Origin of the sequence: Methanolobus sp. (genome assembly GCF_030682845.1) — an archaeon.
Taxonomy (GTDB): domain Archaea; phylum Halobacteriota; class Methanosarcinia; order Methanosarcinales; family Methanosarcinaceae; genus Methanolobus.
This window is the reverse complement of the sequence record NZ_JAUXNK010000031.1, coordinates 1-25,022: the sequence shown is the minus strand read 5'-3', so window position 1 is coordinate 25,022 and position 25,022 is coordinate 1. Positions and strand designations below refer to the sequence as shown.

Sequence of the window (25,022 nt, the reverse complement as noted above, 5' to 3'; positions counted from 1 at the left end):
CAACCATAAGTTATATTATACTTTTGTCCATATAATATATCAGGATTTTTGAAACACATGAGGGACCGAATGGTTTTGCGAGGCTTTGCATGAATGACAACAGAGACTTTATCGTTGAGAGGCTTGAACGCCAGTTGAAGGAAAAGGAAGCGGAACTCGAGGATATTAAAAACACGCTAAGAGATTCGATTCTGCGGGAAATACGCAGTGATCTGAAGAGTGATTTTGATGTTAATAACCGGATCGTCAACCTTGAACACAAGATCCAGTCGCTTGCCAGCAACCTCAATGGTGTAATGGATGAACTGCTCGACCAGAAATCCATGATTCGCTCCCTGAGTGAGATCTCTGTTTCCCGGCAGCAGAAAAAAGAGGAGTCCAAACCGCAAGTGGCTGTTGAAAAGGCAGTTGAGAAGTCAGTCGAGAAAATGGAGCCCAGGTTATACAGACCTGAGCCTGAAAACGAGCCCGAGCCTCCACGAGCCCGAGCCTCTCCTCCTTCAGCCACTCCCATTATAACAGCTCCTGTCAGGCAATTTGTTCCGCCGCAACCAGCGATTCCTGCAAACAGGGCCAATGTTTCTGTCAGGTCCACAGAACAGTCCCGCAATGATTCCTTCAACGCTGTCGGCAGGCCTGCCAATGTGCGTCTTAATATAAGGGAAGCAGCTCCGCAGGTTGAAGCAAAGCCTCCGCAGAGACCGCCGTCCCGTTCAGAGTATATTGTCGCAGAAACCGATGATGAGAGGAAAATGCGTAAAACCCTCCCGGAGCCACATAATTCCTGTGATTATATTGTCGCAGAAGACGAGAACAAGGCCAGGCGCAAGCAGACTGAGACAGATTACGAGACGGTCGAATCCCGCGATAATGAAGATGCAGTGATAACTGTTACCCGCAGGAAATAATCCTTTGTAATGAAAGGGGAATCACGTGCATATTAAGGAAATTGAGTTTATAAACTTCAAGTCCTTCGGTAAAAAGGTCAAGATCCCTTTCTACGAAGGTTTTACCACCATATCCGGGCCCAATGGTAGTGGTAAGTCCAACATAATAGATGGTATTCTTTTTGTGCTGGGCCTCTCAAGCTCAAGGACAATGAGGGCTGAGAAGCTCACAGACCTTATCTATAACGGCGAGAGCGCAAAGAGACCGGACTTCGCTCAGGTCACTATCAAGTTCGATAACTCGGACCACAAGATGCCGGTCGCAAGTGATGAAGTATCCATTACGCGGAAGATACGCGAGACAGATAGTGGTTACTACAGCTATTTCTATTTCAACGGCAAGGCAGTTAGCCTTACTGACATACACACTCACCTTGCAAAGGCGGGAGTCACCCCGGAAGGCTACAATGTTGTAATGCAGGGTGATGTTACCCGTATTATCAACATGACTCCTGTTGAAAGACGCAAGATCATTGACGAAATCGCAGGCGTGGCAGAATTCGACAGCAAGAAAGAGAGGGCTTTGAATGAACTTGAGATCGTGCGCGAAAGGGTCGAGCGTGTCGACATCATCATAGGAGAAGTTGGCCAGCAGCTTGAGAAACTTAAAGAGGAGCGTGACCAGGCTCTTAAGTACCAGTCCCTAAAAGCAGAGAAGATGAAGTTCGAGGGCTTTGTGTTACTTGCCAAGCTCAAGGATGCAAAGACGGAACTGGGTTCAGTGACTGCTGATATTGAAGCGAAGGAAGATGTGCTTGAGAAACTGGCAACCTCGCTTGCAGAAAGACAAAGCAGGGTGGAAGAGCTTGAAAGGGCTTTAGAGGAGCTGACATCCTCCATACAGAAGACCGGAGAGGATGAGCAGATCCAGATTAAGAAGGATATTGAAGGGATAAGGGGTGAAATGTCCCGATGCAGGGACAGCATCGAGCTTGCAGATAACGAGGTTGAGGATATCGAGGCCCGGCGAAGGAAGACATTTGTCGAGATCGATGAGATCAAAGGCAAGCTTGAGGTGCTTGATTCCAGGGTATCTGAAGAGTCCGAGCGCAAGGAAGGCATCCTGGCAGAGATGTCGGACCGCCGGACACAGCGGATGATACTGCAGAGCAAGATCGCGGATGTGGATGCCAGGTTCGCGCAGACCAGGGATGAGATATCCGCGCTCAGGTCCCAGCTGGAAACAGCAAAGAACGAGAAGAACGAGCTGATGCGCAATGAGGACCGCCTGCTGGACTCTCTCAGAAGGAAATCCGCTGAAGTGCGAGACATCGAAAGCGAGATAGAGGATGCGCAGTCAAAATCCCAATCCTCTGAAAGTGACACGCTTTCAGTAAAATATGATATTGAAAAACTGAATGAGAAAATAGACTCTCTCACCAAGGATATTGATGACCTTGAACGTAACCGCTCCCAGATACAGAGCGTCATAAAAGATCTTGAGGCTGAGCTGCGTAACTATGAGAAGGATTACGCCCGAATTGAGGTGCGTGTCAGGGGTGCCGAAGATCACAGCAATTATTCCAAGGCTGTCGAGATGGTCATGAACGAAAAGAAGCACCATGGACTTCCTGGGATATATGGCACTATTGCAGAGCTTGGGAGTGTGGACCATAAATATTCCACTGCTCTTGAGATAGCGGCAGGCGGAAAGATGCAGTCCGTGGTTGTAGAGAATGACGAAGATGCGGCAAGAGCAATTGATTATCTTAAGCAGAGGCAGGGTGGCAGGGCAACATTTCTGCCTTTGAACAAAATGGAGCCACGCCGACCATATAAGGACCTGTCTGACCGGCAGGGGGTTGTAGGGTATGCGATAGATCTCATTGATTTTGACTCCAGGTTCGAGTCCGCTTTCTGGTACGTTTTCAGGGATACTCTTATCGTTGACACCATGACCAACGCCCGTCGTCTTATGGGTGGCCTGAGGATGGTGACCCTTGAGGGTGATATGGTCGAGAAGAGCGGTGCTATGGTGGGAGGTTCGAAGCAGCAGCGTTCGGGTCTTTCATTTGCAGCCTCCGAAAAGGATAAACTTGTCAAGCTCGCCGAAAAGATAACCGAGTTCGACTCAAGGCGCAGCACTTCTATCAAGAAGCTCGACCAGATAGAGGGTCATATAGCCCAGGTCAACCGCGAGATCCATGAATGCGACAAGGAAATATCAAAGAAGGAGATGCACCTTGAGGAGATTTCCGGTAGGGGTGAGCGCCTTACCCAGCTTATCGAGTCAAAGAATGCCGAGCTTGCAGACATTGAAGAGTCCCGCAGGCTACTCCGGGATGAGATGGAAAGCGTTGTTTCCCGCAAGGAAGAAAGAAGCTTGTTTGTTGAATCCCTTGAAAGGGATATCTCCGTGCTTGATGAAAAACTTGCAGGCTCCCAGATCCCTGAACTCAACAGGCAGGCTGAACAGCTGGATGAGGAGCTCAGGCGCCTTGATAACAGGGTGCGTGATATTGAATCTGATATAAATGCCCTGAAACTTGACCGGGATTACTCCAACTCAAAGATGGAGGAGAACAGGGAGCTCATCAGGACCATGGAGGAGAAGAAATCCTCCCATAAACAGCGTGTCAAAGAGCTTAAAGTACAGATCGAAGGGCTTGAGCAGTCTCTCCTGGAGAAAAAACAACGTGAAGAAGAACTTGCAGAGCAGCTGAAAGAAATGCAGCAGCAGCGCGCTTCTCTTCACGAAGAGCATGTTGCTGCCAGGAAACAGTTCGATGCAACAAGGTCAAAGCATGAAGAGGCCCAGCGGCACAAGATGGCGCTTGATGCCACAAAAGTGGCTCTGGAAGAGCAGGTATGCGAGCTGATAGAAGAGCTCCAGAGACGTGGCATAGATGACAGTGCTGAAGTACCCAATTATGAGACCGTGCGCACAAGGATAGCTTCGATCGAAAAGGCTATGGAAAAACTTGAACCTGTCAACATGCGTGCCATCGATGAGTATGCCGAGGTAGAACTGAGAATCAATGAACTTATCACAAGGCGGGACACTCTTTCAAGGGAAAGGGAGCAGATACTTGAAAGAATCCAGCAGTACGAGGAGCTTAAAAAAGAAACTTTCATGGCCACTTTCCATGGAATAAATGAGCCTTTCAGGGAGATATTCAACGAACTTTCCGATGGGATTGGTGAACTGGTCCTTGATAATTTCGATGAGCCATTTTCAGGTGGGCTCACCCTTAAGGCACAACCAAGAGAGAAGACCCTGCAGCGCCTGGAAGCGATGTCTGGAGGGGAGAAGAGCCTTACAGCCCTGGCATTCATATTTGCTATCCAGCAGTATCGTCCTGCTCCTTTTTATGCTTTTGATGAGATCGATATGTTCCTTGACGGTTCCAATGCAGGAAAAGTTGCCCAGCGCGTGAAAACAGCTGTAAGGAATGCTCAGTTCATTGTGGTCTCCCTGAGAAAACCCATGATAGAGGCTGCTGAAAGAACCATTGGGGTAGCTATGCAGGAAAACAATATTACAAGCATTACAGGTGTGAAGTTGCGATGAACGAGCTCATCGGGGATATGGATATTGGATTGACTGTGGAGGCCATCCCTTCGGTAAAGTCTTCGTTGCATGGATTTATAGACCCTCAATTCATGGAAACTCTCAGGGCACTGGGTGTTGACATCTCCCGGATAGAGTTTTCAGAGGATGTACTCAGTGAGCCGGTTGAGATACTGCTGAATCTTGCAAAGGACGGGGACATCAATCCCTGGGACATTGATATCGTAAGTGTTACTGATATCTTCCTTGATCGTATAGAGCACATGCAGATGATGGATCTGCGCATATCTGGAAGGACTCTGCTGTATGCTTCCATCCTCCTGAGAATGAAATCTACAGGCATCGTCCAGGAAGAGGAGGAAGATTCTGGTTTTGATGCTTTTGAAGATGACCTGGACTTCTATGATGTGGAAGAGTATCCTATGCCAAAGCTCCCCATCCGCCGCCAGGCCACGAGACCTGTCACTTTGCATGAACTTATACTTGAGCTGCAGAAGGCAGAAAAAGTGGAGACGCGCAGGAAGGACCGCAACGTCCGTCGCAGGCTGGAGGAAAGGTCTGCTGTTACTACTGATGAAGTTCTTGGCATTGCCCATGAAGAAGATATCCTGGGGCGTGTAAAAAGCCTTGGGGAGAAGCTCAGGCAAGATCTTCAGCAGCAGGAGTTCATAAAGTTCTCAGACCTTCTGGGTGAGGACAGGTCCGAGAATATAATGACATACGTGTCCCTGCTTTTCCTGGCAACTGAAAAGAAGATATGGCTGGCCCAGAAAGAGCTTTTTGGCGAGCTTTATGTGTATCCGTTTGATGGTGCCTTTAAGGCGGTCTGAAGAGGTGCACGACAAAATATGAATGACAGGGAAGCAATTGAAGCGGCTCTTTTTGCCGCGGGTTCAGCAATCGATGCACTGACACTGGCAAGGCTGCTAAACAAGCCCAAGAAACAGGTTATCACTGTTGTCAGGGGTCTCATTGCTGATTACACAGGACGTGAGAGCGGCATTGAGATACTTGATCTGGGAGAGCGCTATGTAATGCAGGTGAAGCCAGCTTATGCGGAGATCGTACGTCCATTCGCCCCCAAAGAACTGAGCGCTCCGATGCTGCGAACCCTTTCAATGATCGCATATCATCAGCCGCTGGTCCAGTCGGATCTGATCGACCAGAGAGGTAACTCTGCTTATGACCATATCCGCGAGCTTAAGGAAAGGGGGCTTGTCGAGGCTGTCCCTCATGGCAGGACCAAGCTGCTCCGAACAACTCCTCTTTTTGCGGATTACTTTGGGCTGCAGTCCAATGACCCTGAGGCTATCAAGCAGAAGATAGTCGAACTTTCCAGGCAGCAGAGCGGGCAGAGTGGCCTTAACAAATGGCTTGGACGCAGGTTCGTGGGAGTGACGCCAATGTATGAATCCCTTATGGGGATGTGTGGCATCCGGGAGTACAGGGTCATCAACGCATATGACCCGACGGAAGAAGAACTGGAAGATCTTGCTGATATCTATAAGCTTGTAATTTCCAGGGGATACAGGGAGCGTGTCAGCAAGTACTATGACGGTGAGATAATCGAAGTCGGATCTACAACATTTGACGACCTTATCGAAGCTATGAAGGCGCTGGAGAATATCTCCGACCCTGAGAAGGTGAAAGAGAGCACCGAGCTTGTTGAGGATCTGGAAGAAAGATATGTTTCAAAGGCTCTTGTTTTCAGTAAGAAGGTCAAACCGGCAACAGAGATGGTAGCCCGTATTGTTAAGGATCTGCGGCTTGGAGTATCTGCAGAAGGCGTAATTATAGCTCCTGACTATGGTCTTTCGGCCGGGGGCGTGAATGTGAGCGAAGGGGCTGACATACTTGTTCCCACCCACCGGAACCTGGATGGAAGCCTTATGGAAAGGGTGTGCAGCAAGTATGATGCGATCCTTACAGGCCTTAAAAAAATTCAAGGATGACTACTTTATATAGGATATTGCCTTGTTGTATGCATGGGTGGGCCTGGACAAATGCCAAATGCATTTCTTTAAAAAGATATATAAGCAAGAGGGTATAAGTTTATATATCCAATCGCTGAATATAACTTCGCTTTAAATACGAGGATATACCATGTCAGATTATAATATCAAGATTGAGAATGTAGTAGCGTCTACAAAGCTTGCAGAAGAATTCGATCTCACTAAGATAGAGGCCGAGTTCGAGGGTGCAGAGTATAACAAACAAAAGTTTCCCGGTCTCGTTTACAGGGTTACTGATCCAAAGGCTGCATTCTTGGTGTTCACATCTGGAAAAGTGGTATGCACCGGCGCAAAGAATGTAGCTGATGTCCACACGGTCATAGGCAACATGGCCAAAAAGCTCAATGGAATAGGCATCAAGACCCTCGAAAAACCAGAGATCACCGTCCAGAATATAGTTGCTTCCGCAGATCTGCAGGCTGTCCTGAACCTGAATGCGATTGCAATAGGGCTTGGTCTTGAGAACATCGAATATGAGCCAGAGCAGTTCCCGGGGCTTGTCTACCGCATTGAGGACCCCAAGGTAGTAGTGCTCATTTTCAGCTCAGGTAAACTGGTTGTCACCGGCGGCAAATCCCCTGAGAACTGTGAGCAGGGTGTTGAGGTCGTAAGGCAGCAGCTTGACAGTATGGGCCTCCTCTAATCGGAAAAGTGTGAGTTCATTGCCGACTGAAGAAGTGTGTGTTCTGATACCCACACTTAACGAGGAAGCCACTATCGGACAGCTGATACAGAATTTCAGGTCCGAGGGCTTCGACAATATCCTTGTAATTGACGGTAACAGCACTGATGCTACACGAAGTATAGCGGAAGCAGAGGGTGCCCGTGTGATCGTCCAGAGTGGTAAAGGCAAGGGCCAGGCTATCCAGGAAGCATTTAGCCTTATCGACAGCAAATATGTTGTAATGATAGACGGCGACGGCACATATCTCGCAAGCGACGTGCATGCAATTATGAAACCTCTCCTGGACGGCAGTGCTGACCATGTCATGGGGAACCGGTTTGCAGATTACGAAGCAGGAGCTTTTACAAAGCTGAATCACTTTGGTAACCGGATGCTTAACAAGCTATTCGGTTTTGCATACGGGGAATGGCTTGATGATGTTCTGACAGGCTACAGGGGTTATACCTATAAAGCTGTTAAGTCCTTTGAACTGAGGGAGATGGGCTTTGAAATAGAGTCCGAGATGACCATTGACAGCATCAAGAAGGATCACAGGATAAAGGTCGTCCCGATTTCCTACCTGAAAAGGCATTATAAAGCTGATACCAAGCTCCATCCGGTGAAAGATGGTGCGCGAATAGCCAGGACTATCTACAAGATGGCCAGGCTGCATAATCCTATGTTCTACTTTGGTATCATAGGCGTGGCATTTATGCTGGCTGGTTTTATTACGGGCCTGTTCGTGGTCTTTCAATGGGTTCAGGGTGTTACCCGCATACCTCTTACAATTCTTACCGCTATTCTTCTTCTTGCAGGTTTCCAGATGTTCTTTTTTGGAATGCTGAGCGATCTTACGGTTTCCCTTCACCGGGAGAACCTGCGCATGCTCCGCAAATTATCCGAGGACCTGAGGTCTCTTGAAGACAAAAAGTGATAATATCAGGCTGAACCTGAGTTTTTCCAACCTGTTATTTTTTTATTCATTCATCTCATTTTCATTGTTATTACAGCAGGGCTTTTAACCATCTCCTGCAAAAGTCTCCCTATGTGTAAAACAAGACAACTTAATTTAATATCAATTCAAGTTCAGTTTAGCAAAGATCTGCTTTCATTTATTTTGCAACCTCTATTATCTCTTTTTCTGTTAAATCTTCTGATGTATATGTTTTACTTTTTTACATTACATTTGGCAAATAAAGTTAAGTTGATTTGCATGAAAGTAAATTTTTTAAAAAGTGTTATATACGATATGATTCTTGTAGGGTACATCAAATACCGAGGAACAGATCATGACAATAGTAACAGATGCAAAGAATGGTAAAATTACAGAAGAGATGAAGATCGTAGCCAAGGATGAAGGCAAAGACCCTGATTTCATAAGGCGCGGTATCGCTTCAGGCAGGATCGTCATCCCAATGACTCCCTACAGGGACATCAAGCTCTGTGGTATCGGTGAAGGGCTCAGGACCAAGGTCAATGCATCCATAGGTGCATCATCAGACATAGTTGATGAAGAAATGGAAATAGCAAAGGCAAAGGCAGCAGAAGCAGCAGGCGCAGACACACTTATGGAACTCGGTACCGGCGGGGACTTCCTTGGTATCAGGAAGAAGGTGTGTGACGCAATTTCTCTTTCAGTAGGTTCAGTACCACTTTACCAGGCATTCATTACCGCAGCAAAGAGAGACGGTTCCATCATACATATGACGGAAGATGACCTCTGGTATGCGACCGAGGAGCAGGCAAAACTCGGTACAAACTTCATGGCGATTCACACAGGTATCAACAACATTGTTCTTGACAGGTTGAAGGCACATGGCAGATTCGGTGGTCTCTGCTCCCGTGGCGGTGCATTCATGAGCACATGGATGCTGCACAACGAGAAAGAAAACCCACTTTTTGAACATTTTGATTATCTCTGTGAGATCCTCAAAGAGCACGAAGTCACCCTTTCAACAGGTAACGGAATGCGTGCAGGCGCAATCCACGACGCGACCGACAGGGCACAGGTTCAGGAACTCATCATCAACTCTGAGTGCGCACAGAAGGCACACGACAAATACGACCTGCAGGTCATAGTCGAAGGTCCGGGTCATGTTCCACTTGATGAGGTTGAGATGAACGTCAAGCTCATGAAATCAATGAGCGGCGGAAAGCCATTCTACATGCTCGGTCCACTGGTAACTGATATCGGTGCAGGTCGGGACCATATCGTAACAGCAATAGGTGCGGCTACTGCTGCAGCAGCAGGCTGTGACTTCCTTTGCTACGTAACACCCGCAGAACACCTTGCACTTCCAAACCTTGAAGACGTTGTCGAGGGTGTCAGGACATCAAAGATCGCAGCACACGTAGGTGACATGGTAAAATACAAGGAAAGCCGCGACGTTGACCTTGCAATGGGCAGAGCACGCGCAAGACTAGACTGGGAAGGAATGTACAATCTGGCACTTGACCCGCAGCTTGCAAGGAGCATCAGGAACAGCAGGGCACCGGGCGATGAAGACGCATGCACGATGTGCGGTGACTTCTGCGCACTCAAGATAGTCAACAAGAGCTACAACCTCTTAAAGTAATGCCCTCTGGGCATTACTTTGTTTTCTCACTCTTTTTCTTTTTTATTGATCTCTCTTTCCGGAGTATCTCTTTGTGTATCATACAACTTTTATAGTACCGCGTAAATCCGGCTATTATGGCAATCGTGACCCTTACAACTGATTTCGGGACCCTCTATCCTGCTTCTCTCAAAGCTGTGATACTTGGTATCTGTCCCGGTATGGATATTGTGGATATCACACACTCTGTCCCGCATGCTGATATACGCGCAGGCGCCTTTGCCATCTACAGTGTGGCAGAATATTTTCCGGAAGGGACAGTCCATATAGCTGTTGTTGACCCCGGGGTGGGCACCTCCAGAAAAGCGATAGTAATAGTCTCAGGAGGACAGTACTTCGTAGGTCCCGACAATGGACTCATGGTGCCTGCAGCAGGGAAGCTGGGTGATCCGAAGGTTTACGAAATTACCAATAAGGATCTTCTAAGCACTGTCTCATCAACCTTTCATGGCAGGGATATCTTCGCACGCGTAGGGGCTTTTATCGCAAAGGGTATGGCTGCCGGAGAAGTTGGCGGAAAGATCGATGATTATATCGGTCTTGATATTTCGGACGCAGTAATACGGGATAACTGTATACTGGCTGAAGTTAATTATATTGACGACTTTGGGAATGTGATAACTAATATCCCTCATAATCTCGTTCACCGGAAAATCATGTCCGGTACAGTCCTGCAGATAGCAGATCATTGCGTCCCATTCCTGCAAACATACGGGCAAGTGCAGGTTGGCGACATACTCTGTATCATAGGAAGCCATGGGTTTTTCGAGATTGCAGTGAACCAGGGAAGTGCTGCAGAAATACTGGGCCTGCGTAATGGGGACCGAGTAAATATTCAGATCACACAAAATAAGTGACAAGAGCCCCGGCACCCCATAATCTTACAATTTCTTCTTTGCTGCCAGGAACATACCTGCCAGTGCAAAAATAATCAGCGCCGATTGTCGGTAGCCTGCTTCCTTTGTCTGGTCTGTGTTCGATGATGGGCTGATGTCCCGTACATCACCTACAAGCACTCTGCCGTTCTTAATTACCACCGGTAATTTCGTACCAGTGGAATTAGTGATTGTAACATCCCTGAGTTCAATATGGGCAATACCTTCCTTTCCTGTGGCGATGAACTCTATGTTTGCGAAGGTACCTGCATCAAGTGCCTTCTCTCCTCCAAGCACCAGTCCGTACACTCCGCTTAGTGTACCGTTGGTATTGTCACTGCCGGGTGAGAACATGGTTTGTTCTTCTTCCTGACTAAGGAAAACACCTTCAGAAACATGAATTATTTTCACCAGTGAAGGGTCGTATGTCAACGCGAACTCAGCACCTGAAACCGCAGCATCAGGCTCAATGAACACTTCCAGGGAGAAGTTCCCGTTCTCACTGACGCGCGTCACCTCGGGGGATATGCGTACAACAGTTTCTGCGCTCGCACTTGCTACTAATGTCGGCAATGCCAGCAGAAAGGATACTATTATTAGAAGAAGGACCCTGCGGGTGTTTGTAGATATCATGGAAATCAACCTGTCTTAGATATCTCATATATTATCATATAACTTATATAAAATTAGTCTTAGATATATGGACTTCAGCTCACATCCAGTCATAGTGTCTCATGACCTCAAGATTGAAATCATAGAGCATGCTGTTTTCCACATATCCGAAGAACAGACATTTTTCACATTTTGCCGCGTTTTCCTTTCTTTCTTTCCGCGTCCTCTCCCATACATTTGCAATTCCGTCCCTTATATTGCCTACCGGTTCCCTGTGTACCCTGCAGTTCTCAATGCTCCCGTCTGATGCAACACACAGTATCAGGTCATTGGCATGGCATGTATAATCAGTTCTCAGGTCTCTTACCATTCCAAGGTATGTCAGGGAATTGATTACGGGGTAACCCTCCTTTTTCAATTCGATGATCTTATCCACAGTCCTGCGATATTTTTCCATATCCCTTATGCCAAGCTCTTTCCATGTATCTGAGGCAATGCTGCCAAACTCATACATGGGTTCAAAGGATATCTTCAGGTCGAGGTTCTTTGCAAGGAGAATGAGTTCCTCGATATCATCAAGATTCTTTCCGCTGATGACGCAGTTCAACAGCACGGGCTTGCCCATTACTTCTCGTGCCCTGATGATGCCAGGCAATATCCTCTCAAAATCGACTCCTCTTATCTCCCTATAGCTGGATGTGCCGTCGGCTGACACAGAAAGATAGTCAAGGTGAACAAGTTCCTCGGCTCTCTTCTCCAGCAGAAGGCCGTTGGTTATCATGGATGTCGTCATTCCGAGGCCTTTGGCGTGTTCGAATATCTGTGGAAGGTCAGTTCTCAGCAACGGCTCAACAGTCCATGCGTTGTAGACCTGTATACCAAACCCCCTTGCCTCATCAAGCAAACTGAAAACCTTTTGAAGCTCCATCTGGGGTCCGCTCTCCTTCCAGTACTCGCAGAATTTGCATCTCATGTTGCATGAAGAATTAACTGCATGGGAGAGTACAAAAGGTCTTTTTTTGATCCGCATTTGCCAGAGGGCTTTTGCGGCAGTTATTGGTGAAAAGTTTGTCATGACAACAATCTAGGATAGTGTTTCTTTCTTATTGAAACCTTGCGTCATGTAAAAATCCTTTTTTAATCATTTCTATGTGACTTGCCATTATTGTGCTTAATCATAGCATCTATTATGATAGTCTTTATTAATAAGCGCTTTTAGTAGCAACAAGTATTTATTTAGTGTTATCTACCATCTTCAATTACTAAACCATCGGAGGTTCAATTTGAGACGGATTATCTTTAGTTTATTATTAACAGGCATCATTCTTTGTTCATCAGGTATTGCAGCTGCGCATTTCACTATGGTTTTCCCCAGTGATAGCGAAGATACCATCTGGGATGTAGCTCCGATAGACTACATTGCAGAACTTGGAGACACTAAAGACATTTACATTATGTGGGGTCACCCTTACGAACATATCCTTTTTGATATGTCTAATGTTCCTGAAGTAACAGTTACCAAACCAGACGGTACGGTTGAGCAACTCACAGTTGAAGAAATAACCGTTGACGGAATGGATGAAGACGGAAACATGGGCACCTTTGTTGCATATAAAACCTCTTTTACAGTAGATCAGATGGGAGATTCAGTCATCTCTGTAAAATATGAGGATGTTGATGAAGATATGGTAGACTTCACCAAAGCCATTATTCACTCTGGCGAGGAAATGTGGGTTGGCTGGGATACTGAGGTTGGCCAGGAAACCGAGATCATTCCTTATATGAGACCCTATGGAATGGAGGAAGGATTTGTCTTTGCCGGGAAAGCACTCTACAATGGTGAGGCTCTTGCTGGTGCTAATGTTGAAATAGAGATATATAATACCCTGGAGGATGGTATTGAGATAGTGGAAGCAGCTGAAGAGATGTTCCCCTATGATGCACCGATGGTATTCACCAGACTTGCCAAGACAAATGATAATGGTGAGTTCCTTTATACCCTCGACGAGCCGGGAATCTGGTTCGTTGGAGTAACCATGGAGCCTGAACAGGGTCAGCCGGTAAGGGGCGTATTTATAGTCCCGATAATAGAGTCTTTCCCTCCAAAAGCAGCAGGGGAAACACAAGCTACCCCTTCAGGCAAGACAGCGAGTACTCCCGGATTTGTAGCAACAATTGCCCTTGCAGGCATACTTGGTGCTCTCTATAAGATAACGAGGAAAGAATAGATCTGACTGATGGGGTGACCATCTATCCGCCCTATCAATTGTTTTTTATATATTGCTATTCATTCTCTGGTCGAAATCACATTAATGTAAAAGCAATTCATAACTTATCTTAATTCTGAGGCTAAAATTATGCATATTTCAGACGGTGTGTTGTCTTTTTCGGTCATTGTTGCCGGCTGGGCAATAGCACTAGCTTTGAATGCTGTGATTCTCTGGAGTTGCAAATGCAAGCACAACATGGCTGAAGAGATTCCAAAGATCTCCATCATGACAGGTGCTTTTTTTGTCGCTTCCCTGGTTCATGTTTCCATTGGTCCGACAAGTGTACATCTTCTGTTAAACGGACTCCTTGGAGTTGTACTTGGCATCATGGCATTTCCTGCAATGCTTGTTGGCCTCACTTTGCAGTCATTCCTTTTCCAGCACGGTGGCATCACGACCATTGGTATCAATAATGTAATGATGGGTGTGCCGGCCCTTCTTGCATATGCGACTTTCAGGTTCGGATATAGGAAGGGTATCAACCCTTCATTGTTAGGTGCCCTGTGTGGATCACTGGGGATATTCTTATCAGGTATTCTTCTGGCTTTGATGTTGATAAGTACTGGAGAAGAGTTCAGGGAGATAGCTTATGTGGTGATAATGGCCCATGTTCCGGTAATGTTCATTGAAGGGGTCATAACAGGTTCGGTTGTTACTTTCCTCTTGAAAGTGAGACCTGAATTGTTACCACTGGACAAGGGGGATATGAGATAATGGATTCTTTAAAGATTATCAGGATCTTAGTTTTGGTAAGTGTGGCCCTGACACTTTTGATGCCTGCAGTTTCTGCACACAGGGTCTATGTTCAGGAACGGATTACGGAAGTTGAGGTTAAGGCCTGGTTTGGTGGCGGGGATCCTATGGCCAATGCAGATGTCATTATCTATACTATTAAGAATGGTGTAGAGGAACTGTATATTGAAGACACGACCGATTCGGATGGGGTGTATTACTTTACACCCAAAATAGGTGTGTCTGAATACAGGGTAGTTGTTTCTGAAAGCGGCCACAAGAACGAAAAGACTTTTAGTCTCACAGGTGATGCGGTTAGTGAACCGGAAGAAGCTGAATTGCCACTGGCTACAAGAATTGGTGCGGGCTTTGGGTATATTCTTGGAATTGCAGGTATAGCACTGTACTTGTCATCAAGGAAATCTAAAAGTGAATAAGTTAACACTTATATTTGATTGAAGGTGGTGTTTAATGGAATATCCGGAGATAGATGAATTTGCATCAATGGATTCGCCAATACATCACTTCGATCCCCGTGCCAAGATAGTGTCTTTCACCTTGCTTATTTTCTCTTTTGTTTTTGTAAACGATATCAGGATTGCTTTATTAGGGTTCTTGTTCTCACTATTCATATTACTTATATCCGGGTTACCAATTGGTTTTGCCCTGAAGAGAATACGCATGGTTTTCTTTTTCCTTTTCCCTTTATTGCTGATCATGCCTCTTACGGTTGAAGGCACGGAACTCATAAACATAGCCGGAGTTTCGGTTTCAATGGAAGGCCTGGCATATGCTTCCCTTATAATAATCAGGGCCCTTGCTGCAGTTACACTCGCTATTACCATGCTGGCAACTACAAGATTTGATATGACCATAAAAGCATTATATGCCCTCAGGGTTCCAGGCATACTTGTGCAGATGCTCATGTTCACATACAGGTACATTTTCGTCATAATGGATGAATTCAGCAGGATGTGGGAGTCAATGGAATGCAAGGGATTTACCTTAAAGGCTAATTACCACGGTCTTTCCATATTTGGTAATCTTTTGGGTATGTTGATCATTAAAAGCTATGACCGTACAAACAGGGTGTATCAGGCTATGGTTTCCAAGGGATACACAGGTAAACCAATGACTCTGATAAATCTCAGAATGAGCACAAAGGATTATGTATTAAGTACATGTATGGTGGGAATTGCTATCTTTGTGCATGCTTATCAGTTGGGATCATTATGGTAGAAGCAATTAAGGTCGAGGGTCTGAGCTATTCATATTCTGATGGGACAGCAGCTCTTGAGGATGTAAATCTCACGATCAACGAAGGTGAGAAAGTGGTGATAGTCGGTCCTAACGGCGCTGGGAAGACCACATTTTTCCTTCATCTGAACGGCACGATCAAAAATCCTACTGGTAATGTCTCAGTTTTCGGCAGATCTATTTCTGACATGCGAATTGAAGAGAAGATCCGCCAGGTGGGTGTTGTGTTCCAGGATCCTGATGACCAGCTTTTCATGCCAAATGTGTTCGATGATGTTGCTTTTGGTCCGATAAATATGGGACTTGATGAAAAGGAAGTTAAAAGGCGCGTACATGTGGCTCTTTCAAAAGTAGGTCTTGAGGGGTTTGAAGAAAGAGTTCCCCATAACCTTAGTTACGGGCAGAAAAAAAGAGTTGCTCTTGCATCAGTACTTTCAATGGAACCAAAAGTGCTTGTGCTGGATGAGCCCACTGCGAATCTGGATCCTAGAAGCCGTGCAGATTTTATAAGTCTTATTAACGATCTGAACAAACGTGATGGTATAACCACGATAATTGCAATGCATGATGTCAATGCGCTTCCTGAGCTTGCCGACCGGGTCTATGTACTCAATCGCAGGATTGTTGCCGAAGGGTCTCCGAGGGAAATATTCTCTGACTGGGAGCTTCTAAAGACGAACAACCTGGAGGCACCTGATGTTTTCAAGCTATTCAAGGTATTGAATTGTTTTGGTTATTCTTCGGATGATCTTCCCTTATCTTTTGATGAAGCTGTTGAGGTGCTGACAAAAACCATAGAGGGCAGGGAAGGACATGTTCACTTGCACATTCATGAGCATACTCATAAAGAAATATCTGATTTAATGCAATTCTACAACCATCATCGTCAGAAAAAGACGGATTAGGTAGCAAGAAAATATATCTAGTTACAGGACAAATAATAAAATAATGTTTAAAAAACTCCGCAGGTATATCACTATTTCCAGGTTATTCTACAAGTATGGCCTTTTCAGCATTCTCTACAGCGAAGTCAACAATTATTATGTTTCAAATAAGCGCAATTTATGCGTTGCAGATATTAAGATCAGGAAGAATGCTGAGAACCTGAGGATGGCCCTTGAGGAGCTTGGGCCCACATTTGTCAAGCTGGGACAGATGCTGAGTAAAAGGCCGGATATTGTTCCTGCCATATATGTGGAGGAGCTGTCTCATCTTCAGGACAATGTAAAAAGGGTTGATTTCGAGTTCATGAAGGTCGCCTTCAACGGACTTAGTTGTAAGCCATTGGATGCGGATACTCCGGAAAAGGATGATTTTGATATACTTGCGATATTCGATGAATTTAACACAACTCCCATTGCCTGCGCTTCAATAGCACAGGTCTATGAGGCTGTATATGATGGTAAGAGGGTTGCTGTAAAGATAACAAAGCCAAATCTTATCAATACTATCAACCAGGATCTCGCCATACTGGACGACCTGAAGCCCGTCATAGTTAGAGCCCTTGGCCTGGGCAGTAATTTTGATATTGATGCTTTCCTTTTTGAGTTCAAGGATGTCCTTAACAGGGAACTGGACCTCAGGAACGAGGCAAGGAATCTTAAGCGTTTCAGGGATAACTTTGAAGGCGTGGATGGGATCCGCGTGCCCGGTGTCTATGATGAATTCTCTAATGAGAATGTCCTGATCATGGATTATATGGAAGGCATACCCATCAGGAAGCTTTCACATATCCCGGCTGATAAGAGGAAGTGGTATGCAAAGCTCATCAGCACCAGTTACCTGAAACAGGTCTATATTGATGGGTTCTACCATGCAGATCCCCATAGTTCCAATATACTCATCCAGCAGGATGGAATAGCTTACATCGATTTTGGTGCAGTGGGCACAATCGACGATGAGCTGCGCCGCAATATGCTCAACCTTTTTTACGGCATATACAAGAAGAAAGTGGACATAGTCTTTGAGGCTTTTCTGAAAATATCCGGGATAAACAAAGAAGACATTGATGTCCGTCGTTTCAAGATAGACCTTGATGATATTATCTCCAAACAGAATTACTCCGTTGGTGAGAGGCAGAGTGACAACTATGCCACTCTGGGGCTTAAGTATAACCTTTCTCTTCCCAGTGAGTTCTCGACCCTTGAGAGGGCTTTGATACTCATCGAAGCTAATTGTCTGGAACTTGATCCGAAGTTCAATTTGCTGGAAGATGCCAAGCCTGTTATAATGCAGGTTTTTATAAAGCGATATTCTCCCTTCGAGGCGGCTGAATACCTGCAACTGGAAGGGGACAGATATCTTGACATAATCAAGAACCTCCCGCAGGGCGTTAACGATGTCATCGAGACTATAAGAGGCTACAGGATCGAGAAGCTGGAGAAAAAGAGCAGTGAAATCAAGAGATACCGGACAATAGATACCATCTTTAAATATGTCTTCCTGCTGGCTATCCTTGTGTCCTCAGCCTACCTGTCAGTCCGAGGAACCGGGTATCTGCCTGCACTTGGAATAATCGGGTTCACTAGTGCTATCATACTCTTTGGAATAATGTTCTTTAAACGGCCTTAAAGGGGTAAATGGGTCAATCATAAAAAGCTGACATGTTACTTCTCTATGCACTGGCATGATATGAGGGCTGGAACAATGTTATTCTTATATTAATGAGGAATAGACTTGTTATGGTAAAGGACACTTACTTCAAAATACAATGTGAAGTGTCGGATATTCAAAAAACGCTATTTAAAAAAAGAGATTTGCTCGCACAAGGCGAGCATTTTTGATATTTGTTTACCCAAAGAGTGCACCGAGACCGGCCATTCCGCTCTCTTCTGCTTCTTCCTTGTCTTCTTCTTCGCTCTTGGTTGCTGCTGCTGGTGCTGCTGCTGCTGCGGCTGCTGGTGCTGCTGCGGCTGCTGGTGCTGCTGCGACTGCTGCAGTTGCCATTGCTTCCTCGATGTCTACGCCTTCAAGAGCTGCGATGAGTGCCTTTGCGCGTGCATCGTTGACCTCTACGCCTGCTGCCTGAAGTACGGCAGTAACTGTTGCTTCTGAAATCTCTTTACCTGCTTTGTGCAATAAAAGTGCTGCGTATATGTATTCCATGTGAAATCACCTTTTGTTTGTTAATGTAAATGTTGTAATTATGTCCGTCTTGTTCATCCAAAGAGTGCTCCGAGGCCAGCCATTCCTTCTTCTTCGCTGTTCTCTTCCTCTTCTTCCTTCTCTTCAACTGTCTCAGTTGCTTCGGTTGCTACCGCTGCTGATGTGGCCCTTGCTCCAAGGGTCTCTTTCAGCTCATCGTCAATTGCTTCCTCATTAACATCTGATGCTGCAGATGCAACTGCAAGCATCTGTGAGTATGCTTTTCCAAGCAGGGCATCCATGATGTCCGGCTCGAGCACAACTGCGTAGATACCAAGGTTGCGTGATTCTGTTGTAGCCTTTGCGATGATAGTGCGGATATTGTCTGCTGTCGGGTATGCTGCACTGACTGATAAGTTAAGTGCCTGCCGGGCTGCCAGCATGACATCTGACAAGAACTTTGTCTCATCGATTGCCAGGACATCCGGTGTAAAGATCGAACCTGCTTCAAGGACTGCTCTCAGATCAAGGCCCACTATCATTGGGTAGACCTCAAGTCTTGTGAGCATGGCTGCCAGTTTCTGTGAGACGACCTCTCCTTCCTTTGCAACCGTCTTAGTTTCCCTTACAACCACTTTCCCGGCGTCTATGGCTGCAGGAATTCCTACGGCCTGCATTTCCCCGAGTATGGGGCCTGGTGGGAAACCTGTCGGACCTGCCTGAACAATTATATCTTTCGGTGCAACAGTACCTCCCTTTATAGGTGAGGGACTTTTGCTCTGTTCAAGCAATTTGTATAGTCTGAACGGGTTTTGTTCGGTGAATATCAGGGCTGTCTGTGTGTCAATGTAACCATCCATCTTCTGGATGTCTTCACTAGACTCGTCAAATGCCCTTTTTATAAGTGTGTTCCTTGCAACCTTCAAAATAGCGGTACCTTGGAGGTTCCTTCTCATTTTTTGAAGTTGCTTGGCGGGAATTCCGGCGACGCCCACTACTCCGAACAGGGGATACTTCTTTACAAGTTCCTTGATCTCCTCAACTTCCTGTTTCTTCCATTGAGGAACATGCTCTGCGTGGTGAATGTCTTGCATTTATACCACCTTCACGGATTTGCCCATGGTCGTTGTAACATAAATTGACCTTATGTTATGCTTTCCCTTCTCAAGGGATTGTTCGACCCTGCCCAGGACAGTTTCTATATTTTCTGCCAGCTTCTTGACATCCATATCCTGCCGTCCGATGGAAACGTGGAATGTAAGCCTATCTTTGGACCTGATCCTGATAGAGTTCTTTGCATTGTTCACGACATCTCCGACATTCTTGCCAGGCGGCAAGGGTATCGGCATCTTTCCTCTGGGACCAAGGATCGCACCCAGGTTCTTACCGATCTGGGCCATGTATTGAACTTCAGCAATGAAGAAGTCACATTCGTTGGCAATTGTTCTTGCGCGTGACTTGTCTCCTCCAAGCTCGGCGATGTCTGTATCCGTGAACACATACTTGACGCCTGCTTCCTTTGCCTGGAGACCTACTTCTCCTTTTGCAAAAACAGCGATCTTGAGGTCTTTACCTAAACCATGCGGTAATATGATTTCCTCATCGACACGGTTTTTAGGCTGACTCATGTCAAGATTCTTCAGGTTGATCGCCAGGTCTACGCTCTCAGCGAATTTACGCTGCGGCGACTCCTGCAATAACCTGTTAATAACTTCTATTGTTCTTTGCTCTGCCATTCTTTACCTCCCGTAGTTTGAACAAACAGTTCAGGCAGGACCGTTACGGTCTACTACGGCTTATTTAGAGTTTCAGATATATGCCTGAAACTCTCTCTGACGGGCACCTTTTACTTAAACAACAGTTTTAAACCTATCGGTTATCTCTGATGTCAAGTCCGGTTACCAGGATTCGCCTGCCAGCACTTCGTCAAACTTGCCTTCATCGATGGCTTTCTGACATTCCTTGGCGTGCATTCCTTCTGCGGTAACACCCATTGGTACACATGCTCCAAGGACTTCCTTGACAGCCGCTTTTAAGGTGTATGCTAATACATCATCCTTTTTCATGCGTGCTATCTTGGCAGCCTGTGGTATTTTTAGGTCGCCCACCATTACGCTCCCGGAGGCACCTGAACCTTTCTCAAGTCCAAGTTCCTTCAGGATCAGTGCAGCTGTGGGGGGTGTACCGACTTCGATTTCGAAACTCTTGTCCGCAGCAACTATTACCTTGATGGGGACTTGCATTCCATTGTAATCTCTTGTTTTCTCATTGATCTTCTCGATCACGGCTTTTACGTTGATCCCGAGAGGACCAAGTGCCGGACCAAGTGGTGGTCCTGGGTTTGCCTTGCCTCCTGGGACCAGTGCTTCAACGACATTTGCCATTTGAACATCACCATTAAATTTTAATTATAAATAAATTGTATCAGGAATTATTTTCTTCTTTCCTGAGGACTCTTACAGTATCGCCACGGATAGTTATAGGTATCGGTACGACTGCATCGAAGAGTTCAACTGTGATCTCCTCATGGCCCTCATCAACTCTCTTGACACGAGCTCTCTCACCTTTGAATGGTCCGGAGGTGATCTCAATGATCGCACCCTCAGTTATGCCTGTAACTGTTGGTTTGGGAGTCAGGAAATGTGAGATCTCCTCTATACTTGACCTGCCCTTTACAACGGTCCTTGCATGGGGGACGGTCTGGATGGCCTGCTCCACTACGCCGGGCTCAGGAGCTTCAATAAGTACGTATCCTTTAAGTTCGTCAGGGACAATTATGGCCCTTATGTCCAGGTGGTCCTTGCGCGCTACCTGGGTGATCATGTTTGCAACTGAGCGCTCCTGGTTTGCAGTGGTCTTAACTACAAATATCACAGAATCTCCAGCCATGCTTACACCATTCTCGGTACTTCGACCAGTAGCGCGTATATTATGAAGCCAACAAATCCGATTGCAAGGATTCCCAATCCCGCAACTTTCGCTATGGTCAGGAACTCTTCCCTGGAAGGTTTCTTTGTCAGCTTGAGCACCCTGATGTAAGACTTCAGGGTCTGGCCTAAATTACTGTTAAATTCTTTTATATCAAACGAGTCTTCTGCCAAATACTTCACAACCGGTTATGCTTGATGAGATAGTAAGGATAGATAATTGATTATATTTTAGTATAAGATCTTGTTCTGTATACTCTGCCAAATACATGTTTATGGCGGAATCTAAATAACGTACATAATAAAATACCTTTCGATTGGACGGCGCAGTTATGTACTGTCCAATCGCGTGCTTTAACAGGTGAACCCATTATTTGACAAAGTCTATTCCATATCTCCTGGTCACGTTCTTTGCTCCCCCGTGGCCATATATCTGTGGAGACTTCACTCCTGTCACAACTATCATAGTGCGTACAGTGTTCTCAAGGGAATTGTCAATCTGGGCACCCCATATAAGCCTTGCTTCGGGATCTATCCTGTTGTATACTTCCTGTACCACGCTCTCTGCTTCGGCGATGGTCATGTCCGGTCCGCCGACGACGTTTACAAGAGCTGATGTAGCGCCTGAGATGTCAACATCCAGCAGTGGGCTTCGGAGTGCTTTCTGCACGGATTCTACTGCTTTTGCCTCTCCTTCTGCTTCGCCAAGACCGATCATGGCAACGCCTCCGTTCTGCATCACAGTCCTGACATCAGCAAAGTCAAGGTTGACAAGGCCTGGTTTTGTGATCAGTTCAGTGATGCCTTTCACGGCTCTCATCAGCACTTCATCGGAAACCTTGAAGGCTGCCTGCAAAGGCAATCTCGGAACAACTTCCAGCAGTTTGTCGTTAGGTACGACGATGACAGTATCAGCGACGTCTCTCAATCTTTCAAGACCTGCTTCTGCATTAGTGCGCCTGACATGTCCCTCTACACTGAAAGGCAGTGTTACAACGGCAATTGTCAGTGCGCCTGCATCCCTTGCCGCCTCTGCAACAACCGGGGCTGAACCTGTTCCGGTTCCTCCTCCCAGTCCGGCTGTGATGAATACCATGTCACTGCCCTGTACCACACTGGCAATGTCATCGACACTCTCAATAGCTGCATCCTCTCCGATCTGCGGAAGGCTGCCTGCTCCAAGGCCTCTTGTCTTTTTCCTGCCAATGAGTATCTTCCGGTCAGCATTTATGTGCAGGAGGTGCTGAGCATCTGTGTTTAGTGCAATCAGTTCCGCTCCCTTAATTCCTTCGTCCGCCATCCTTTGCGTACTGTTCGAACCGCCGCCGCCACAACCAATTACCTTGATGTTGGTTTGTAACTCGCGCAACATCTCTTCAAGTTCAGCGTTAATATCTCTGTGATCAGGGGTTTTAGCTGGGCTGCGAAGATGTGCTTCCTGTTCAGACCTTGCCAGTGCCTCTTCTACTATGGATTTCATCTTTTTTCCCTCAGAAGTCGTGTATTCAATTACAGGTGTGATTGTTAGTGAATGGTCAATGGGATTTCTTTAATCTTTCGCATATGGACCAGTTTCGGTCCAATGGTCTTCCCATTAAATATGATCGTTTCCTTATTAGCCAGTTTTCCATACAGAGGACCCGGACTGATACCAAGTCCCTTTGCCATCCTGGGACTGAAATTCTCAGTCACTATATAAATTAGATTCTCCTCTGGAATATATTTAACTTCATAATGCTCTTTTAGTATTTTAATGCATTCATTTATGATATCCTGCGTCGTTATTTTCATGTGTTCCCCGACTCCCAGTATATATCCGGATATGGTGCCATTCCCTCTTTCAATATATATGGGCGCAAATTTTTCCAGCACTGCCTGCATTGCTTCCCTGTCGACTGAAGATGTCTCCTGAAGCAACTGTTCATTTATCCTGGCGGCACATAAATTTACCTGCTGTCCTGCCTGTACTTCCTTGGCTGTTGCTGTCCGGAAGCCTTCGGTGATGCTGAACCTTCCTCCGGGGCACAGTTTCTCAGTTATTTTGCGGACTTGCAGGAACAAGTCCCAATCCAGACCTTTTATTTCTTTTATGTCTCCTTCCCGCAGGGCTATATATCCAAGGTCCCGGATAATATTCTGCATTCTGTCCCTCTCTCTGGAAGGCATGGATTTCCTGTCAAAATATACAAAATCCGCTCCTGACTTTTCAAAAGCCTGCTGTATCAGGTCTGTACCGATATCACCTAGCTGGTGATCCGGAAAGTTATGTCCGAAGGTAATGTTTTCTTCAAGCAGCAGTTTTGTCTGTCTGCTTGCATAGTGCCCTCCTCCGATCCCTATGGCCACCGGCTTCTTTTCCGGGTGTGCCTCAAGTATTGCCTTTGCAACTATTTCCGCAGCTCTGATGTCTGACCATTGTTCTTCACCACTTCCTATCTCAGCATACACCATTGGGGTGCTGATGTCTGTAGGTCCGTGATGTGTTGACTCCATATTTACCTCAAATCCCGTTCCATCTGCAAGAAGTTGCATATTCCGTAGAATGGAACACATGACAAAGGGAGCTGGTATCGACAGCTCAAAAGGTCTCCCTCCAAAATCCGCATTTTTCACATTTCCTGTGAAGTGTGCGGTCAGGACTGCCCTTCCATCGCTGCTTTTATGCTTGGAGGCAACTATTATGAGATCAGTGTCATATCCATGCAGTTTCATCTTTTCGTCGATTTTGTCCTGGTATATATGATGCTGTTCGATCTCAATTATCCTGTGGCTTTTATTTTCAAGAACACGGGAGAGGCCTTCCCATGATTTGGGAAGGTCTACACTTTTCCATTGCCGGAGTGAGATCAGTTTATCTTCGATATTCCTGCTTGCCGCATCTGCCAAAGAACAAAGTATGTTTGTCTTTTTTTCACTCATGCTTGCTCCAATATTTAAAAAGCACTAGCCAGAAATCCCATACCTTTTCGGGTATGGGCTGAATGGCGATATTATGAATACATGGAAATCAAAAAACCGACATAAATACTTGCTGCAATACCACCTGATCCTTGTATACAAGTATCGGAAAAAATTATTAAACGAACCAACAAGAACCGATATCATAAGACTATCTGAAGATATCTGCAAAAAACAGCATACGATCATGAAAAATGGGAGCGCAGAGGGCCGTGGAAACCCACGATTTTAATCATGGGAGGAAACGAGCCCTCGCACGATGCTAAAAACAATTAAATGTAATCAGGAGCTATAATATATTATGCTACTAACAGTGAGTAACTACCTCAGGTTATCGAAAAAGCAATATCAGATAATCGATACTCTCTGTTTTCTATCAAAGAACATGTTCAATGTAGGATTGTATTCCATCAACAATCATTATTCCAATAATAACGAATTCCTGTCCTACGAAGAAAACTACCACCATTGTAAAGAAAACGAGAATTATAGCTTGCTACATAGCGATAATGCTCAGCAGACATTAAAAGTGGTTAATCGAAGCCTGAACAGTTTCCT

The 25,022-nt window shown here is 45.8% G+C and carries 25 protein-coding genes and 1 pseudogene; 16 read left to right on the top strand and 10 right to left on the bottom strand.

Annotation, left to right across the window (positions count from 1 at the left end):
* Positions 1–89: 89 nt before the first annotated feature.
* The 8 genes from Q8J68_RS02920 to Q8J68_RS02885 all read left to right on the top strand — a co-directional run bounded on the left by Q8J68_RS02920 (position 90) and on the right by Q8J68_RS02885 (position 10,606).
* Complete coding sequence (locus tag Q8J68_RS02920) at positions 90–908, top strand: hypothetical protein (RefSeq protein ID WP_305310058.1); 819 nt, start codon at positions 90–92, stop codon at positions 906–908.
* 25 nt (positions 909–933) lie between these two features.
* Positions 934–4,458 carry a chromosome segregation protein SMC gene (smc, locus tag Q8J68_RS02915; protein WP_305310057.1) on the top strand — a complete coding sequence of 1,175 codons (3,525 nt, stop codon included), beginning with the start codon at positions 934–936 and terminating at the stop codon, positions 4,456–4,458.
* The gene (locus tag Q8J68_RS02910) at positions 4,455–5,288 is read left to right on the top strand and encodes a ScpA family protein (RefSeq protein WP_305310056.1); all 834 of its coding nucleotides are present in this window, start codon (positions 4,455–4,457) and stop codon (positions 5,286–5,288) included. The genes smc and Q8J68_RS02910 overlap by 4 nt, the downstream gene beginning before the upstream one ends.
* 18 nt (positions 5,289–5,306) lie before the next feature.
* Positions 5,307–6,410: an SMC-Scp complex subunit ScpB gene (gene scpB, locus Q8J68_RS02905; RefSeq protein ID WP_305310055.1), complete on the top strand. Its 1,104-nt coding sequence runs from the start codon at positions 5,307–5,309 to the stop codon at positions 6,408–6,410.
* A 151-nt stretch (positions 6,411–6,561) separates the two neighbouring features.
* Positions 6,562–7,113, top strand: a complete 552-nt coding sequence (locus Q8J68_RS02900; RefSeq protein ID WP_305310054.1) for a TATA-box-binding protein — start codon at positions 6,562–6,564, stop codon at positions 7,111–7,113.
* A 19-nt stretch (positions 7,114–7,132) separates the two neighbouring features.
* The gene (gene aglJ / locus Q8J68_RS02895; protein WP_305310053.1) at positions 7,133–8,068 is read left to right on the top strand and encodes an S-layer glycoprotein N-glycosyltransferase AglJ; all 936 of its coding nucleotides are present in this window, start codon (positions 7,133–7,135) and stop codon (positions 8,066–8,068) included.
* A 355-nt stretch (positions 8,069–8,423) separates the two neighbouring features.
* Positions 8,424–9,710: a phosphomethylpyrimidine synthase ThiC gene (gene thiC, locus Q8J68_RS02890; RefSeq protein ID WP_305310052.1), complete on the top strand. Its 1,287-nt coding sequence runs from the start codon at positions 8,424–8,426 to the stop codon at positions 9,708–9,710.
* A 116-nt stretch (positions 9,711–9,826) separates the two neighbouring features.
* On the top strand, positions 9,827–10,606 hold the full coding sequence (locus tag Q8J68_RS02885) for an S-adenosyl-l-methionine hydroxide adenosyltransferase family protein (protein ID WP_305310051.1): 780 nt from the start codon (positions 9,827–9,829) through the stop codon (positions 10,604–10,606).
* A gap of 24 nt (positions 10,607–10,630) precedes the next feature.
* Here Q8J68_RS02885 and Q8J68_RS02880 read toward each other — a convergent pair whose 3' ends face one another.
* Both Q8J68_RS02880 and Q8J68_RS02875 read right to left on the bottom strand, forming a co-directional pair.
* Positions 10,631–11,257 carry a cohesin domain-containing protein gene (locus Q8J68_RS02880; protein WP_305310050.1) on the bottom strand — a complete coding sequence of 209 codons (627 nt, stop codon included), beginning with the start codon at positions 11,255–11,257 and terminating at the stop codon, positions 10,631–10,633.
* Between the two features lie 79 nt (positions 11,258–11,336).
* Positions 11,337–12,209 carry a radical SAM protein gene (locus Q8J68_RS02875; RefSeq protein WP_305310049.1) on the bottom strand — a complete coding sequence of 291 codons (873 nt, stop codon included), beginning with the start codon at positions 12,207–12,209 and terminating at the stop codon, positions 11,337–11,339.
* A 310-nt stretch (positions 12,210–12,519) separates the two neighbouring features.
* On the opposite strand from Q8J68_RS02875, the gene Q8J68_RS02870 reads away from it, so the two are divergent.
* From Q8J68_RS02870 to Q8J68_RS02845, 6 genes are all read left to right on the top strand, one after another.
* Positions 12,520–13,464: a DUF4198 domain-containing protein gene (locus Q8J68_RS02870; protein WP_305310048.1), complete on the top strand. Its 945-nt coding sequence runs from the start codon at positions 12,520–12,522 to the stop codon at positions 13,462–13,464.
* Positions 13,465–13,593: 129 nt separating this feature from the next.
* On the top strand, positions 13,594–14,220 hold the full coding sequence (gene cbiM, locus Q8J68_RS02865) for a cobalt transporter CbiM (protein ID WP_305310047.1): 627 nt from the start codon (positions 13,594–13,596) through the stop codon (positions 14,218–14,220).
* Positions 14,220–14,675 carry a hypothetical protein gene (locus tag Q8J68_RS02860; RefSeq protein ID WP_305310046.1) on the top strand — a complete coding sequence of 152 codons (456 nt, stop codon included), beginning with the start codon at positions 14,220–14,222 and terminating at the stop codon, positions 14,673–14,675. Before cbiM ends, Q8J68_RS02860 begins: the two co-directional genes overlap by 1 nt.
* A 34-nt stretch (positions 14,676–14,709) precedes the next feature.
* The gene (gene cbiQ / locus Q8J68_RS02855) at positions 14,710–15,477 is read left to right on the top strand and encodes a cobalt ECF transporter T component CbiQ (protein ID WP_305310045.1); all 768 of its coding nucleotides are present in this window, start codon (positions 14,710–14,712) and stop codon (positions 15,475–15,477) included.
* A complete protein-coding gene (locus tag Q8J68_RS02850; protein ID WP_305310044.1) occupies positions 15,471–16,400 on the top strand; it encodes an energy-coupling factor ABC transporter ATP-binding protein in 930 nt (309 codons plus the stop codon). Before cbiQ ends, Q8J68_RS02850 begins: the two co-directional genes overlap by 7 nt.
* A 43-nt stretch (positions 16,401–16,443) precedes the next feature.
* On the top strand, positions 16,444–18,066 hold the full coding sequence (locus Q8J68_RS02845) for an AarF/ABC1/UbiB kinase family protein (RefSeq protein WP_305310043.1): 1,623 nt from the start codon (positions 16,444–16,446) through the stop codon (positions 18,064–18,066).
* Between the two features lie 219 nt (positions 18,067–18,285).
* Here Q8J68_RS02845 and rpl12p read toward each other — a convergent pair whose 3' ends face one another.
* The 8 genes from rpl12p to Q8J68_RS02805 form a co-directional block, all read right to left on the bottom strand.
* The gene (gene rpl12p, locus Q8J68_RS02840; protein ID WP_305310042.1) at positions 18,286–18,600 is read right to left on the bottom strand and encodes a 50S ribosomal protein P1; all 315 of its coding nucleotides are present in this window, start codon (positions 18,598–18,600) and stop codon (positions 18,286–18,288) included.
* A 53-nt stretch (positions 18,601–18,653) separates the two neighbouring features.
* The gene (locus Q8J68_RS02835; protein ID WP_305310041.1) at positions 18,654–19,673 is read right to left on the bottom strand and encodes a 50S ribosomal protein L10; all 1,020 of its coding nucleotides are present in this window, start codon (positions 19,671–19,673) and stop codon (positions 18,654–18,656) included.
* Positions 19,674–20,315 carry a 50S ribosomal protein L1 gene (locus Q8J68_RS02830; RefSeq protein WP_305310040.1) on the bottom strand — a complete coding sequence of 214 codons (642 nt, stop codon included), beginning with the start codon at positions 20,313–20,315 and terminating at the stop codon, positions 19,674–19,676.
* Between the two features lie 162 nt (positions 20,316–20,477).
* Positions 20,478–20,963 (bottom strand): 50S ribosomal protein L11, encoded by a 486-nt coding sequence (locus Q8J68_RS02825; RefSeq protein WP_305310039.1) that lies wholly within the window; start codon positions 20,961–20,963, stop codon positions 20,478–20,480.
* A gap of 40 nt (positions 20,964–21,003) precedes the next feature.
* Positions 21,004–21,468, bottom strand: coding sequence for a transcription elongation factor Spt5 (locus Q8J68_RS02820; protein WP_305310038.1), 465 nt, complete (start codon positions 21,466–21,468; stop codon positions 21,004–21,006).
* Positions 21,469–21,470: 2 nt separating this feature from the next.
* Complete coding sequence (locus Q8J68_RS02815; protein ID WP_370867593.1) at positions 21,471–21,659, bottom strand: protein translocase SEC61 complex subunit gamma; 189 nt, start codon at positions 21,657–21,659, stop codon at positions 21,471–21,473.
* Between the two features lie 217 nt (positions 21,660–21,876).
* The gene (gene ftsZ, locus Q8J68_RS02810) at positions 21,877–22,986 is read right to left on the bottom strand and encodes a cell division protein FtsZ (RefSeq protein ID WP_305310036.1); all 1,110 of its coding nucleotides are present in this window, start codon (positions 22,984–22,986) and stop codon (positions 21,877–21,879) included.
* Between the two features lie 44 nt (positions 22,987–23,030).
* The gene (locus tag Q8J68_RS02805) at positions 23,031–24,425 is read right to left on the bottom strand and encodes a D-aminoacyl-tRNA deacylase (protein WP_305310035.1); all 1,395 of its coding nucleotides are present in this window, start codon (positions 24,423–24,425) and stop codon (positions 23,031–23,033) included.
* A 73-nt stretch (positions 24,426–24,498) separates the two neighbouring features.
* On the opposite strand from Q8J68_RS02805, the gene Q8J68_RS14940 reads away from it, so the two are divergent.
* Both Q8J68_RS14940 and Q8J68_RS02800 read left to right on the top strand, forming a co-directional pair.
* Positions 24,499–24,696 (top strand): transposase, encoded by a 198-nt coding sequence (locus tag Q8J68_RS14940; RefSeq protein WP_370867591.1) that lies wholly within the window; start codon positions 24,499–24,501, stop codon positions 24,694–24,696.
* Positions 24,697–24,765: 69 nt separating this feature from the next.
* Positions 24,766–25,022 (top strand): annotated as a pseudogene (locus Q8J68_RS02800) (RNA-guided endonuclease TnpB family protein); the annotation flags it as partial.

Excerpts from the sequence above, each read along its gene's own strand:
- Q8J68_RS02920 (WP_305310058.1), top strand. The coding sequence starts at position 90 with ATGAATGACAACAGAGACTTTATCGTTGAGAGGCTTGAACGCCAGTTG.
- Q8J68_RS02910 (WP_305310056.1), top strand. The coding sequence starts at position 4,455 with ATGAACGAGCTCATCGGGGATATGGATATTGGATTGACTGTGGAGGCC.
- scpB (WP_305310055.1), top strand. The coding sequence starts at position 5,307 with ATGAATGACAGGGAAGCAATTGAAGCGGCTCTTTTTGCCGCGGGTTCA.
- Q8J68_RS02900 (WP_305310054.1), top strand. The coding sequence starts at position 6,562 with ATGTCAGATTATAATATCAAGATTGAGAATGTAGTAGCGTCTACAAAG.
- thiC (WP_305310052.1), top strand. The coding sequence starts at position 8,424 with ATGACAATAGTAACAGATGCAAAGAATGGTAAAATTACAGAAGAGATG.
- Q8J68_RS02885 (WP_305310051.1), top strand. The coding sequence starts at position 9,827 with ATGGCAATCGTGACCCTTACAACTGATTTCGGGACCCTCTATCCTGCT.
- Q8J68_RS02880 (WP_305310050.1), bottom strand. The coding sequence starts at position 11,257 with ATGATATCTACAAACACCCGCAGGGTCCTTCTTCTAATAATAGTATCC.
- Q8J68_RS02875 (WP_305310049.1), bottom strand. The coding sequence starts at position 12,209 with ATGAGATGCAAATTCTGCGAGTACTGGAAGGAGAGCGGACCCCAGATG.
- cbiM (WP_305310047.1), top strand. The coding sequence starts at position 13,594 with ATGCATATTTCAGACGGTGTGTTGTCTTTTTCGGTCATTGTTGCCGGC.
- Q8J68_RS02860 (WP_305310046.1), top strand. The coding sequence starts at position 14,220 with ATGGATTCTTTAAAGATTATCAGGATCTTAGTTTTGGTAAGTGTGGCC.
- cbiQ (WP_305310045.1), top strand. The coding sequence starts at position 14,710 with ATGGAATATCCGGAGATAGATGAATTTGCATCAATGGATTCGCCAATA.
- Q8J68_RS02850 (WP_305310044.1), top strand. The coding sequence starts at position 15,471 with ATGGTAGAAGCAATTAAGGTCGAGGGTCTGAGCTATTCATATTCTGAT.
- Q8J68_RS02845 (WP_305310043.1), top strand. The coding sequence starts at position 16,444 with ATGTTTAAAAAACTCCGCAGGTATATCACTATTTCCAGGTTATTCTAC.
- rpl12p (WP_305310042.1), bottom strand. The coding sequence starts at position 18,600 with ATGGAATACATATACGCAGCACTTTTATTGCACAAAGCAGGTAAAGAG.
- Q8J68_RS02835 (WP_305310041.1), bottom strand. The coding sequence starts at position 19,673 with ATGCAAGACATTCACCACGCAGAGCATGTTCCTCAATGGAAGAAACAG.
- Q8J68_RS02830 (WP_305310040.1), bottom strand. The coding sequence starts at position 20,315 with ATGGCAGAGCAAAGAACAATAGAAGTTATTAACAGGTTATTGCAGGAG.
- Q8J68_RS02825 (WP_305310039.1), bottom strand. The coding sequence starts at position 20,963 with ATGGCAAATGTCGTTGAAGCACTGGTCCCAGGAGGCAAGGCAAACCCA.
- Q8J68_RS02820 (WP_305310038.1), bottom strand. The coding sequence starts at position 21,468 with ATGGCTGGAGATTCTGTGATATTTGTAGTTAAGACCACTGCAAACCAG.
- ftsZ (WP_305310036.1), bottom strand. The coding sequence starts at position 22,986 with ATGAAATCCATAGTAGAAGAGGCACTGGCAAGGTCTGAACAGGAAGCA.
- Q8J68_RS02805 (WP_305310035.1), bottom strand. The coding sequence starts at position 24,425 with ATGAGTGAAAAAAAGACAAACATACTTTGTTCTTTGGCAGATGCGGCA.
- Q8J68_RS14940 (WP_370867591.1), top strand. The coding sequence starts at position 24,499 with ATGAATACATGGAAATCAAAAAACCGACATAAATACTTGCTGCAATAC.